Raw genomic sequence first — 13216 nt, forward strand, 5'->3', positions numbered from 1 at the left:
CATACCAGGCCCGCTTTTTGCTCTGTTTGGATGGAACAGGGAAGTTTAGGCTTTCTTCTTGCCGCCGAAAATGACCCGGCAGCCCTCAATGGCCAGCACAATGGCCAGCACAAAGAGCAGGGTGCCCAGAATGGCCTGAGCGTAGGTGCCCCAGTCCACGGTCTCCGCACCGGCGGCGATCAGCTTCACGCGGGCGGTGATGGTCTGGAACAGGGAGGTCAGGGTCACGACCAGCATGAAGGCCATGGGGATATAGAACATCTTGTTATTGCGGCCGATGTTGCCCAGCCAGGCACAGACGGTGAGCAGGGCCAGCGCGGCCAGCAGCTGGTTGGCGGCGCCGAACAGGGGCCAGATCTTGCCGTAGCCGGTCATGCCCAGGCCCACGCCCAGCACCACGGTGATGGCGGTGGCGACCAGGGGGTTGCACAGGGTGGCGCGGAAGCCGGTGACGTCCTTGTAGGTCTCGCCGGGGGCCAGCCAGAACTCCTGGAACATGTACCGGGCCAGACGGGTGGCGGTATCCAGAGAGGTCAGGCAGAAGGCGGACACGGTGAGGACCAGCAGAGCCTGAACGGTGGGCTGAGTGGCGGCCAGACCGGGGATGCAGGCCACCATCCGGGACAGGCCGGTGGCGAACACGGTAGTGGGGGTGCGCAGGCCGTCCAGGTACTCCTGCCAGATGAAGCCCACGGCGCACAGGGAGATCAGGGCCAGGGCGCACTCGATGAGCATGCCGCCGTAAGCGATGGGCTTGGCGTCCTTTTCATGGTCCAGCTGCTTGGAGGTGGTGCCGGAGCCCACCAGGGAGTGGAAGCCGGAGATGGCGCCGCAGGCGATGGTGACGAACAGGGCGGGGAACATGGTGCCCAGGGAGGTGGCGCTGATGGTGTCCACCCAGCCGGTGAAGGCGGGGATCTCCATGCTCAGGTTGTTGCCGGTGATGCCCGCGCCCACAACGCCCACAAAGGCGATGATCATCATGCCGTAGAGCAAGAAGGAGGACAGGTAGTCACGGGGCTGGAGCAGAATCCACACCGGGGCCACCGAGGCGATCAGGATATACACGCCGATGATCCACATCCATACGTTGTTGCTCAGGTAGATGGGGTGGAAGTTCAGGCCGATGATCAGGCAGACCACGATGCCGATGACGCCCACCACGGTGGCCACCGACAGGGGCGCGCCCCGGCGGTAGACGCACAGGCCGAAGATGATGGCCATGATGATGAACAGAATCGAGATCATGGCCACGGAGGCGTTGTTGGCGGAAGCGGCCTCGTCCAGCACACCGTCCACATAGGTGGCCTGGAAGGTGCCGGCCACGATGGAGGCGAAGGCGGCCACCACCAGCACCAGGGTCAGGTAAGAGAACACGATGAACAGCTTTTTGGCCCGCTCACCGATGTTGGCGGCCACCACCTCGCCCAGGGTCTGGCCCTTGTGGCGGATGGAGGCGAACAGCGCGCCGTAGTCATGGACGGCGCCGAAGAAGATGCCGCCGATGAGGACCCACAGCACCACCGGGACCCAGCCGAAGACGGCCGCCTGAATGGGACCGTTAATGGGGCCGGCACCGGCGATGGAGGAAAAATGGTGTCCCATCAGGACAGGGGCTTTGGCAGGGACATAGTCCATGCCATCCTCCAGCTCATGAGCTGGAGTGGTCTTGGAGTCATCCACACCCCACTGCTTGGCCAGCCAGCCGCCGTAAAAAATATATCCGGCGACCAGAATGGCGCAGCCGATCAGAAGTACCAGGACTGCATTCATGGTTGATTTTTCTCCTCTCCTAAATGATTTGCAGAGATTACACGGTCCGTCAGCCGTTTCAGGTCCTTTGCCAGGGCTCTCCCGGCCCGGTTGACGGTGAGTTCGCCGGTGGACAGGTCCACGGCGGCTATACGAAACTCCATCCATCCATGGAGCGATAGCTTATATTCCCGGCGCTTCTTCAGCTTTTTCAGCTGAGCCAGAGCGTCCGGTTGGGCGCTGCTGTACAGCGCCACGGCGGTGAGGTAGGTGTACATGTGCTGGGAGTGGGGACGCACCCGGGGCTCGCCGTCGGCCAGGGTGCGCTGGAAGATCTCCTCCACCATGGCCCCGTCCAACTCCTCCGCGTCCCACAGGTAGAGGTACTCATGGTTCTCCGCCGCCCACAGCTCCGCCTTCTTCACCAGCACATACTGGCTGTCCCGGGTGTGGTAGGAGCACAGAGCCTTCAGAGCGGAGCCATCATGGACCCCCTCCACGTCGTAATAGGCGGCGTAGGCGCTCTTCAGTTCCTCCAGGACCTGTTCACTGCGCTGAGACACGGACCTTCCTCGCTTTCTCTCCCGGCGGGATTTGTGAATAAATTATGAAGTATTACAATCATACCAGATACCTCCAGTTTTTTCAAGAAAAACCTTTGGTGTATCCGCACAAAATACATTTATTTTTATCCTTCTTTTTCGCTTTATCGCACAAAGCCAGGGCCGCACAGTCTGTTGACAACCATGTTCTAACGTTGACAACCATGCTCTAAAAAGGTAAAATAAGCAAGCTTGATTTTCCCAATTTTTCGGAGGTGTATCCCTTGGACAAGGAATCGACCGTCCCCCAGTGGGAGCGGTGGAGGCGGCTGGCCGCTCCATCCCTCTTTCTGCTGGGCGTGATTTATTATGAGGAGCTGTTCCTGAAGCTCTACTGCTTCCGCGCTTTGACGGCGGCGGGCGCCCTCTTCACCCTGCTGTTCACCCTGCCGGTGGCCCTGCTGCTCGGACTGCTGTGCGGCGGGGTGCCAGAGCAGCGGGGGCGCATCCTGCTGCCGGTATGCACCGGGCTGGTCTCCCTGTGGATCGGCTCCCAGCTGGTCTACTACCACCTGTTCAAAACCTTCCTCACCATCTTTTCCCTGACTAAGATGGCCATGGTGGCCGGGGCCTTTGGAGACATGGCGGTGGGGGAAATTTTTGCCAACTGGTTCCCCATTCTGATGATGGGGGCCCCCACCCTGCTGGCCTGGAGGTTCCGAGGCCGGATCATCGCCGGTCCGGACGCTGGCAAGGGCCAGCGTCCCCGGTGGGCGGCCATGGCCGCCGGGGTGCAGCTGATTGCCATGGGGCTGGTGCTCCTGTGCGGCAGCGGGGTGCTGTCCCTGCGGTACATCTATTACCGCTCCGCCACCCCCGAGCTGGAGGTCCAGAACTTCGGCGTCTTCACCCAGACCCAGCTGGAGCTGAATCGGGTGCTGTTCGGCATCAAACCCGACCGCCTGGAGCCCTCCACGGAGCCGGAGCCTGATAAGGCCCCGCCCGACCTGGAGGCCACCCTCCCCCCGCCGGAGGACCTGCCTCCCGCCGGGAGCGCCTTCGCTCCGGAGATGATCCCCGGCTACCACACGCTTTCCATCGACTTCGACAAGCTGATCTCTGAGACCGATGACGAGGAGCTGCAGAGCGCCCACCTGTGGTTCTCCCAGCGCGCCCCCACCCCGGAAAACCTGTGGACCGGCTACTTTGAGGGCAAAAACCTGATCTGGATCGTGGCGGAGGGGTTTTCCACCCTGGCGATGGACCCGGAACGCACCCCCACCCTTTGGAAGCTGTCCCACCAGGGCTTCGTCTTCGACCACTTCTACACCCCCCTTTGGGGGGTATCCACCTCGGACGGAGAGTACGTCACCACCACCGGCCTCATCCCAAAATCCGGGGTATGGAGCTACTCCCTGTCCTCGGAGAACTATATGCCCTTCGCCCTGGGCACTCAGTTCCGTAAGCAGGGCTACGCCGCCTTCGCCTTCCACAACTACCTCTATAATTACTACGACCGGGACAAGTCCCACCCCAACATGGGCTACGACTACTACGCCATCGGCCAGGGCCTGGAGCTGGAGGAGGTCTGGCCCCCCTCCGACCTGGAGATGATGGAACAAATCGTCCCCATGTTTGTCCACGAGGACCAGTTTATGGTCTACTGCCTCACCGTCAGCGGCCACTTGACCTACACGCTGGAGAGCAACGCCATGTCCGCCCGCCACTGGGACGAGGTGGACGACCTGCCCTACAGCGAGGAGGTGCGCTGCTACCTGGCCTGCCAGATGGAGCTGGAGCTGGCGCTGGACAGTCTGCTCCGCCAGCTGGAGGAGGCGGACAGGCTGAAGGATACGGTGATCGTGCTGTCCGCCGACCACTACCCCTACGGCCTGACCGACGAGCAGTACAGCGAGCTGGCCGGCCACGAGGTGGACCCCGTGTTCGAGATCTTTCAAAACACCCTCATCCTCTGGAGCGGCGATATGGAGGGCACTGCGGTCCACGTCAAAAAATACTGCTCCAGCCTGGACGTGCTGCCCACTCTGTCCAACCTCTTCGGCCTGGAGTACGACTCCCGCCTGATCATGGGGTCTGATATCCTGTCCGCCGGTGATGAACTGGTCATTTTCGCCAACTACAGCTTTATCAACGAGACCGGCTACTACAACTCCATCCTGGACCAGTTCACCCGCTGGGACGGCCAGGAGCCCGACCTGGAGGAGGTGGCTGAAATGGTGGCCGAGGTGCAGAACCGGGTGGCCTACTCCGCCGCCATCCTGGACCAGGACTACTACCGGATTGCCCTGAACGGTCCGCCCAGACCGGACAGCGAATAGCGCCAAACGCCGGAAACCACAGGGGTTTCCGGCGTTTTTACGGGCAGCTGGATATTGACTCGGAAACCTTCTGGTGGTAAAATGTTGAACCGGGAAATATTGTTTTATGGCCATGATCACGCTTCACAGCTGGCAGCTGTAAGCAGCAAAACAGAACACAAAAGGAGAGTAAAACCATGATTCACTGCATACGAAATTTGAAGATCAGATTGAAGCTTTACATCCTGATTGGGGTTGCGCTGCTGGGGATGCTGATCATCAGCGGCATGTCCCTTTTTCTCATGGGGCAGTTGAACGATATCACCAACGACATCGCGGCCAGCTGGCTTCCCAGCATCGACACCGCACGGGACTTGAGCGCTACCATCTCCAATATCCGCCTGAATGAATTAGGGTACCTCACCGCAATTTCAGATGATGTGGAGGAAAGCAGCCTCCAGTATCTCCAAAAGGAGAAGGAGGAAATGAACGCGCTCTTGGCCACATATGGGACGCTGATTGATGAGGAAGAGAATGCCTTCTATACCAATGCGATGAATCTCTGGACGCAATACAATAAAGCAGACGAAACAATGATGTCCCTGGCACAGCAGGGCCGCATCGGGGAAGCCCGGGCAATCCTGGAGGGTGACTGCGTCAGTCTTTACAATTCCTTAAACAGCGCCTTCAATGACATTATCACCTACAACACCAGCGGCAGCAATGAGGCGGCCATAGAAAGCGCCTCCCTCTACCGGACCGCCACCCTCACAATGCTCGCAGTGGTCGTCGCAATCATCCTTGTGGGCGTCTTCTTCTCCTTTGTGATCATCCGCCTGATCAAAATTCCCATCTCCGAGATCGAGCATGCCGCCACCAGGATGGCGGAGGGCGACCTGAACATCGAGATTTCCTATACGTCCAAGGATGAGCTGGGCGTGCTCGCCGCTCAGGTGGGCAAATTGATCCGGAAGCTGCAGGTCATCATTGACGACGAGAACAAATTCCTGGCTAAAATGGCCGAGGGCGATTTCACAGTGGACTCCATCTGTGAGGAAGAGTATACCGGCGGCTTCTATCCGCTGCTGGTCTCCTTCCGGGGCATCGCGGAAAAGCTCAACGACACCATGCTGCAGATCAGCCAGAGCTCCTCTCAGGTCGCCAGCGGAGCGGATCAGGTGTCCAACGGCGCCCAGGCCCTCGCCCAGGGCGCCACCGAGCAGGCCAGCTCTGTGCAGGAGCTCGCCGCCACGATGAACGAGATTTCCAGTAAGGTGAACCAGAACGCGGACAACGCCCGGCAGGCCAACAAGGCGGCTGGCTCTGTCAGTGCAACGATGAATGTAAGCCAGGAAAAGATGCAGCAGATGATCCAGGCTATGGGGGATATCAGCAGCTGCTCCAGCGAGATCGGCAAAATCATGAAGATCATTGAGGATATCGCCTTCCAGACCAACATTCTCGCCCTGAACGCCGCCGTGGAGGCCGCCCGTGCGGGCACCGCCGGAAAGGGATTCGCCGTAGTCGCGGATGAGGTCCGCAACCTGGCCACCAAGAGCACCGAAGCCTCCAAGAACATCTCCGCTTTGATCGAAAACTCTCTGAACGCGGTGGAGCACGGCACTCAAATCGCCGGTGAGACCGACCAGTCTCTGCTTCAGGCGGTGAATGAGGTACATGAAATGACCGGCATTATCGAGGAGATCTCCGCGGCCAGCAGCGACCAGGCGGATTCCATCACTCAGGTCATGACCGGAATCGACCAGATCTCCAGCGTCGTGCAGACAAACTCGGCGACCGCGGAAGAAAGCGCGGCCGCAAGCGAGGAGCTGTCCAGCCAGTCCCAGCTCATGAAGAGTCTGGTGGAACGGTTCAAGCTGAAGAACGGTTCCTTCCGCGCCATGCGCTGAGCATAAAAGCGCCAAAACAGGAACAGGGAGCGGATCACCGCTCCCTGTTCCTGTTGTTCTGTGCCAGTATCGAAATGCGCGCCGCTACATCACAACGATCTCGCCGTTGACCAGCTTGGCCACACACTGGCGGGTTTCATGCCGCAGGCGGAGTGTCTGCTCCCCGAAGGTGATCTCCACGCCCGGGTAGGCGACGCCGCACTCCATGCGTCCGGCGCTTCGCTTCGGGGCCTTGTCCGCCGGGTTTGGAGCCCCCTCCGGACAGCTGGCCTCCAGCTGCTTCAGCTTGATCTCCGCCGCAGAGGCGCGAACCTTGAGCCGGCCCATCTGGCCCGACTTGGCCGGACTGTCCAGCTGATTTTTCAGCTTCTCCCGCTCCGCCGCCACGGCCTGCAGCTCCTGCTGGAGGGTCTCCCGCTCAAAGCTGACGCAGGGACGGCCGCCCAGGATGATGGACGTGGGCCGCTCGGACGGCGAGCCCACCGCCATGGCGCTGACCAGCTTGGCCGCCCAGATCCGGCCGCCGATGATGCCTCCCCGGCCGGACCGGGCCACGACCTGTCCGCCGCAGTACACCTGGCCGTTGACGATGCAGTCGGTTTGCAGGCTTTCCCGGACAAAAATGGTGGAATTCTCAATATATTTGGCAAAAACGCTCCGCTGGGAGCGGATCACGGTACTTCCATCCCCCAAAATGCCCTTGGCCACGATCAGGTCGCCGCCGGCCTCCACGGTGCTGCCCGCCTCCACCGAGCCGTCCACGTGGATGCTGCCCTTGGCCCGGACGGTAAAGCCGCTGACAACATCCCCCCGGATGGTCACGTCCCCGGTGAAGTTGATGTTGCCGGTGGAGAAGTCCACATTGCCGGGGACGTCCCATACCGGCTTCACGTGGAAGCTGTTCCCGCTGTACTCCAGGTGTCCGTCCAGAGAGGAGAGCAGGGAAAGGCCGTCCTCGCTGATCTGCGTGTTCTTTCCCTTGGGCAGGGTGACGGCCCGCCCGCTTTTGGCGGAAATTTCCTGGTCCAGCACGGTGCGGCCCGGCTCGCCCTCGGTGGGGGGGACGAGGCGGCAGATCTCCTGCCCCTTTTCCACGCTGCGGACAAGATTCAGGGAGGCGTAGTCCACCTGGTCGTTCTCGTCCGGCTCCAGCAGCTGCTGGGTGGACCGGGGAAAGCGGTCCACCACCTTGCCGTTCTCCCCGTTGACCGGGGGCTTGCCCACGGCGACGAGGTGCAGGGTGAAATACCGGTCCTCCGCCTGACAGAGCCTCTGGAGCAGCTGGGTATCCACGCCCCAGCGGACGCCCTGGTCCGCCAGCGCGCGGTGGAGCAGCGCCTCGGACACCGCCTCGCCCTGCTCCACCGGAGGGAGTATGAGCAGCCAGGCATACAGGTACTCTGACGAGAGGAAGACATGGGCCTCCGCGTCCAGAGGGGGCGGGGGCTCCTGGCTCTTGGCGCCGGGCGGGGCCTGGGCGGCCCTTTGGGCGGCAGCCTCCCGGCGGGTAATCTCCTTCATCCGGTCGCTGCAGATTTTGTTCAAGGACCCCCGGACCCTGCCCTTCTCCCGCTTCACCACCTCCGGCGGCAGCACGCCGTCCGGGTCCAGCCGGAGACTGGGGGCAGGCAGCCATTCCGCGTTCGCTTCGGTGAGCTGATGCAGCCGGAAGATGGGGTGCTCCCGGGGCAGATCCACCAGATCCGGGTCCAGGACAACGGGGGGCGGCGGAGCAGGGCGCTCCACCTCCGGCGCAGCCTGGACGGGTTCCTTCTCCTCCTCCTGTTCCGGCGCGGCGGAATGCAGCAGAGACCTCAATTTGCTCCTGAGTGACATGTACGCTGTACCTCCATTCCCTGGGCCTTATGGCACTATTATACGAAAGATCCCGGATATTTACAAGCCTTTTTTGAACATTTTTCAAAAAAGCATCCAAAAAAGACAGAATACTTCGCCATGTTACGGCATCTGTCTTGGGATGCGCTATGGGCGAAGAGCAGGAAAAACCCGCCGGACATCCTTGAAACCCAAGGCTCCGGCGGGTTCTTGCATGGAGCAGGTGAAGGGAATCGAACCCTCGTGTTCAGCTTGGGAAGCTGACATTCTGCCATTGAACTACACCTGCATACACTCTGAGAGCTTTTTTACTATACCACATCCCGCTCCGGTTTGCAAGGGGAAATTTGACAGAATGTGAAAAACGCCCAATCCGGCCCGGACTTTGCCGGTTTGTCCCGTCACATTCGCCGCAAAACGGCTTTCCGGAAAAATTTTCAGCTTTTTTCAAAAAAGGGCTTGACTACCGGTGAAAAGCTGGTATAATACATGGTGCTGTTTCACTGATCAGAACAGCGGTATGTATGCAGTAGTATCGAAGTGGTCATAACGAGCACGACTGGAAATCGTGTAGCCTGATAAGGGCTCGAGGGTTCGAATCCCTCCTACTGCGCCACCTGCATCACAACATATGCAGACGAAAAACACCGCATGAGGATGCGGTGTTTTTCATGTTTCCGTCTGTAAACGCCCTGTGTCAAACGCGGCACAGGGCGTTCTTGCGTCCAGAGCCAGCCGGGTTCAATCCCGAAACTCAAACAGCTTGCAGACCGGCACCTCCAGCGCGTCCGCGACGTAGAAAATCACGTCTAACGACACGCCTCTTCTGGCGAGTTCCAAGTTTCCAATATGCGTCCGGTCAACATTCACCATTTCCGCCAGCTGTTCCTGCGTCAGTCCACATTTATGCCGGTAATACGAAACATTCAGGCCCAACAGCTTATATCGTTCCACCAGGGAAGCATCCATACAATCACCACCATTAGTATAGGCTGCATTCCCCGTTTCAAAAATAGTCTTAAATTCATTATATGATGATTGATATTCATCTTTCTTGGTTTATAATACTACATTAAGAGGTGATCATATGGACCAATACACAGAGATCCTGCTCCACATGCTGCAAAACCAGCCTGCCAAAATCGAAGTGACCTTCCCCAACCTGAGCTTCCGCGCCGATGAGATCGTCAGCACCACCGTCTTTCAGACCCTTCTGAAGATACAAAAAATCCTCCAGGACAGTTCCCTCAGCGACCGAGAGTGTTTTTACAAGATCGAGGCCATCGTTCACGAGCTGGAGCGGATCGGCCTGTCCTGCGGCAGCCGCCACGATTTTGGCTGACGCCCTGCAGGAGCGGACGATATCAGGACCCGTCACATCCATGCAGCGGATGCGGCGGGTCCTTTTTCTGCGCCGCGGGGACGGCCGGGACCCCGGCCTGCCCCCGGTGCCCATGCGGCGGGAGAATGTGTGCGCCGGGAATGCGACCCAGGCCCTGCTGTGGGGCAGTTACAAGCAGGAGGCGGCTTCCTCCGGCAGCCACCCTATATGACAGTTCTGTTACAAATCCACAAAACAACTTGCCTTTTTCAGGCAGTTCTGCTATTTTATATGATTAGAATGGAGGCAGTTGTTATGCTTGTAAACCAGTTTCCTGTCATCGACCTTCCCGCCACCGGGGCCAACATCCGCCGGCTGCGGCAGTCGAAAGGGCTATCCGTCCGGGACCTCCAGCAGTTCTTCGGCTTTGAGGAGCCCCAGGCCATCTACAAGTGGCAGCGGGGCCAGAGTCTGCCCACGGTGGACAATCTCTACGCCCTGAGCGCCCTGCTGAATGTGCCCATGAACGACATTCTGGTGGCTGCTGACCTTCCCGAGCTCGACCTTGGTAACAGGAGCGGCAGGCCAAAACCTGCCGTTCAGCTTTTCTCTCCTCGGGCTCGGAGGGCATGGCGGAGCGTCAAAGCCGCTTAGCCCCTTTTCTCAACGCGTGATTTGCGTTTCCTGCCGGTATATGGTATTTGATCGGAGACAATACAGGAGGTAGCTCACTATGAGGCTGTTATTCAAGCAGAGACTTTTTTCCTGGTTCGACAGCTACGACATTTTCGACGAGGAGGGCAATACGGTCTACACCGTCAAAGGCGAGCTGAGCTGGGGCCACCGGCTCCAGATCTACGACGCGGCGGGCAGGGCCATCGGCCGGGTGCAGGAGCGGGTTCTGACCCTTCTGCCCAAGTTCGAGCTGTATGCCGGCGAGCAGCTGGCTGGAGAGATCATCAAGGAGTTCACCTTCTTCCGGCCCAAATTTCAGTTGGACTGCAACGGCTGGACGGTGGAGGGCGATTTCTGGGAATGGGACTACACGGTGATGGACGGCCCCCGGACTGTTATGCGGCTGTCCAAAGAGCTCTGGAACTGGACCGACACCTACCGCATGGACATCACCCGCCCGGAGGACGCGCTGTACTGCCTGATGATTGTGCTGGCCATCGACGCTGTGAAGTGCTCGCAGAACCGCTGATCCGGCTCAATTCAGGGGCGATGGGGTCACCCAGGGAACGGAGGCCCTCCAAGAAACTGAAGCCCGCTCCGAAGAGCGGGCTTTTGCGTTGCGGTTTATTCCTCCGCCATAGCCTTGGCGGCGGCGATGGCCTTGTCCTGGGCTGCAGGGGGGCAGTCCTCATAGCGGACAAAGTGGAAGGTATAGCTGCCCCGGGACTGGGTCATGGCCCGCAGGTCGATGGCGTAGGAGGTCATCTCGGCCATGGGGACCTCGGCCTCGATCACCTGGTCGCCGTCACCGGTGGGGTTCATGCCCATCACGCGGCCCCGGCGCTTGTTCAGATCACCGATGACGTCGCCCATGTAGCTGTCGGGCACGGTGACCTTCAGCTCGCCCACCGGCTCCAGCAGAACGGGGTTGGCCTCGGGCATGGCGGCCTTGTAGGCCAGCTGGGCAGCGGTCTTGAAGGCAATTTCGGAGGAGTCCACCGGGTGGTAGCTTCCGTCATAGAGCACGGCCTTCAAGTTGACCACAGGGTACCCGGCCAGAGGACCGTGCAGGCAGGCCTCACGCAGGCCCTTTTCCACGGCGGGGAAGAAGTTCTTGGGCACGGAGCCGCCGAAAACCTCCTCGGCGAAGACCATCTCTTCCTCCTCCAGGTTGGGCTCGAAGCGGATCCACACGTCGCCGAACTGGCCGGAGCCGCCGGTCTGCTTCTTGTGCCGGCCCTGCTTCTCCACCTTTTTGCGGATCTTTTCCCGGTAGGGCACCCGGGTCTCGCTGAGCACGGCCTCCACGTTGAAGCGGTTCTTCAGCTTGCTGACCAGCACGTCCAGCTGGATATCGCCGGTGCCGGTGAGCACCATCTGGTGGGTCTCGCCGTTGTTCACCAGGGTGAAGGAGGGGTCCTCCTCGTTCAGGCGCTGCAGGCCCTGGGCCACCTTGTCCTCCTGGCCCCGGGTCTTGGGGGCGATGGCCACCGAGTAGCAGGGCTCGGCGAAGGGGATCTGCTTCAGAGCCACCACCTTGCGGCTGTCGCACAGGGTGTCGCCGGTCTTCACCTTGTCCATTTTGCCAATGGCGCCGATGTCGCCGCAGCTCAGGTCCTTGGTCTCTTCCGCCTTTTTGCCCCGCATCACGTACAGGCGGCCCAGCTTCTCGGTGGCGCCGGTGCGGGAGTTGACCAGGGTGAGGTCGGAGGTGATATGGCCCGACATGACCTTGATGAAGGAATATTTTCCGTACTGGTCAGACACTGTCTTGAAGACGAAGGCGGTGGGCACGCCGCCGGGGGAGACGACGAATTCCTCGGTCTCGCCGTTCTGGAGGGTGGCCTTGTGGTAGTTGCCCTCCATGGGGGTGGGCAGCAGCTCCATGATGTAATCCATCAGCATCAGGGACCCCATGCAGTTGACGGCGGAGCCGCACAGCACCGGGAACAGGGACAGCTCCCGCACGCCCTGGCGCAGGCCCTGGATCATTTCGGCGTAGGTAAAGTCCTCGCCGCCGAAGAATTTTTCCATAAACTCCTCGCTGGTCTCGGCCACGGACTCCTTCAGGGCGTCGTTGAACTCGTCGATGACGCCGGCCTTGCTTTCCGGCAGCTGGATCTCCACCCGCTGGAGCTTCTGCATCTCGTAGGCCCGCTTGTTGAGCACGTCGATGATGCCGGTGACCTTCTTGTTGTCGTCCCAAATGGGGACCACCAGGGGAGCGATCTTGTTGCCGTACTTGGCCCGCAGGGCCTCGAAGGTGGCGTTGTAGTCGGAGTTGTCCTCGTCGGTCTTGGAGATGTAGATAAAGCGGGGCATGTTCCGCTCCTCGCAGTATTTCCATGCCTTCTCCAGGCCCACGGAAATGCCGTCCTTGGCGGAGCAGACGATAATAGCGGCGTCGGCGGCCCGGAGGGCCTCCATCACCTCGCCGGAGAAGTCGAAGCCGCCGGGAGTGTCCAGCACGTTGATCTTGCAGCCCTTGAACTCCAGGGGAGCCACGGCCAGGGAGATGGAGATCTGGCGCTTGACCTCCTCGGGGTCGTAGTCGCAGACGGTGTTGCCGTCGGCGGCCCGGCCCATGCGGTCGATGGCCTTGGTCATGTAGAGCAGGCTCTCAGCCAGGGCGGTCTTTCCGCTGCCGCCATGTCCGATGAGGGCCACGTTGCGGATGTTTTGTACAGAATAGCTCATAGTTGGTTCCACTCCTTATCGTTTGAGTATCGCCCTGAACAATACCCGTTCAAGGGGCGTTACACGCTATTGGTTATTATACATGAAAAGAGGCGTTCTGACAACTGTTTTTTTGAGGGATTTTGGCCGAGGACGAAAAAGGCCCTCCGCACTGGGCGGAGAGCC

11 protein-coding genes and 2 tRNA genes are annotated in these 13216 nt (G+C 60.1%); 7 read left to right on the top strand and 6 right to left on the bottom strand.

The genetic code is table 11. The features are described from left to right. Positions 1-45: 45 nt before the first annotated feature. Together VV088_RS13280 and VV088_RS13285 are read right to left on the bottom strand one after the other, a co-directional pair. Positions 46-1773 (bottom strand): carbon starvation CstA family protein, encoded by a 1728-nt coding sequence (locus tag VV088_RS13280; protein ID WP_334601192.1) that lies wholly within the window; start codon positions 1771-1773, stop codon positions 46-48. After that, positions 1770-2315 (bottom strand): hypothetical protein, encoded by a 546-nt coding sequence (locus tag VV088_RS13285; protein WP_334601193.1) that lies wholly within the window; start codon positions 2313-2315, stop codon positions 1770-1772. The genes VV088_RS13280 and VV088_RS13285 overlap by 4 nt, the downstream gene beginning before the upstream one ends. 263 nt (positions 2316-2578) lie before the next feature. On the opposite strand from VV088_RS13285, the gene VV088_RS13290 reads away from it, so the two are divergent. After that, entirely contained in the window at positions 2579-4633 is a 2055-nt protein-coding gene (locus VV088_RS13290; RefSeq protein WP_334601194.1) for an LTA synthase family protein, read from the top strand. A 176-nt stretch (positions 4634-4809) separates the two neighbouring features. Further along, on the top strand, positions 4810-6522 hold the full coding sequence (locus tag VV088_RS13295) for a methyl-accepting chemotaxis protein (RefSeq protein WP_334601195.1): 1713 nt from the start codon (positions 4810-4812) through the stop codon (positions 6520-6522). A gap of 84 nt (positions 6523-6606) precedes the next feature. Here VV088_RS13295 and VV088_RS13300 read toward each other — a convergent pair whose 3' ends face one another. Further along, positions 6607-8358: a DUF342 domain-containing protein gene (locus VV088_RS13300; protein ID WP_334601196.1), complete on the bottom strand. Its 1752-nt coding sequence runs from the start codon at positions 8356-8358 to the stop codon at positions 6607-6609. A gap of 215 nt (positions 8359-8573) precedes the next feature. Then, positions 8574-8647 (bottom strand) — tRNA-Gly (locus VV088_RS13305). A gap of 237 nt (positions 8648-8884) precedes the next feature. Here VV088_RS13305 and VV088_RS13310 point away from each other — a divergent pair. Then, positions 8885-8974: transfer RNA gene (locus tag VV088_RS13310), tRNA-Ser, on the top strand. 125 nt (positions 8975-9099) lie between these two features. On the opposite strand, the gene VV088_RS13315 is transcribed toward VV088_RS13310, so the two are convergent. Then, positions 9100-9327 carry a helix-turn-helix transcriptional regulator gene (locus VV088_RS13315; protein WP_334601197.1) on the bottom strand — a complete coding sequence of 76 codons (228 nt, stop codon included), beginning with the start codon at positions 9325-9327 and terminating at the stop codon, positions 9100-9102. Between the two features lie 118 nt (positions 9328-9445). Between VV088_RS13315 and VV088_RS13320 the strand changes: the two genes are divergently transcribed. The 4 genes from VV088_RS13320 to VV088_RS13335 all read left to right on the top strand — a co-directional run bounded on the left by VV088_RS13320 (position 9446) and on the right by VV088_RS13335 (position 10883). Then, the gene (locus VV088_RS13320) at positions 9446-9700 is read left to right on the top strand and encodes a hypothetical protein (protein ID WP_334601198.1); all 255 of its coding nucleotides are present in this window, start codon (positions 9446-9448) and stop codon (positions 9698-9700) included. Beyond that, positions 9693-9911 (top strand): hypothetical protein, encoded by a 219-nt coding sequence (locus VV088_RS13325; RefSeq protein ID WP_334601199.1) that lies wholly within the window; start codon positions 9693-9695, stop codon positions 9909-9911. Before VV088_RS13320 ends, VV088_RS13325 begins: the two co-directional genes overlap by 8 nt. Before the next feature lie 83 nt (positions 9912-9994). Continuing rightward, positions 9995-10333 (top strand): helix-turn-helix domain-containing protein, encoded by a 339-nt coding sequence (locus VV088_RS13330; protein WP_334601200.1) that lies wholly within the window; start codon positions 9995-9997, stop codon positions 10331-10333. Positions 10334-10412: 79 nt separating this feature from the next. Next, positions 10413-10883: an LURP-one-related/scramblase family protein gene (locus VV088_RS13335; protein ID WP_334601201.1), complete on the top strand. Its 471-nt coding sequence runs from the start codon at positions 10413-10415 to the stop codon at positions 10881-10883. A 95-nt stretch (positions 10884-10978) separates the two neighbouring features. Here the strand turns inward: VV088_RS13335 and VV088_RS13340 are convergent, their stop codons facing one another. Further along, positions 10979-13051 carry an elongation factor G gene (locus VV088_RS13340; RefSeq protein WP_334601202.1) on the bottom strand — a complete coding sequence of 691 codons (2073 nt, stop codon included), beginning with the start codon at positions 13049-13051 and terminating at the stop codon, positions 10979-10981. Positions 13052-13216: the final 165 nt, after the last annotated feature.

Origin of the sequence: Lawsonibacter sp. JLR.KK007, assembly GCF_036941135.1 — a bacterium.
Classification (GTDB): domain Bacteria; phylum Bacillota; class Clostridia; order Oscillospirales; family Oscillospiraceae; genus Lawsonibacter.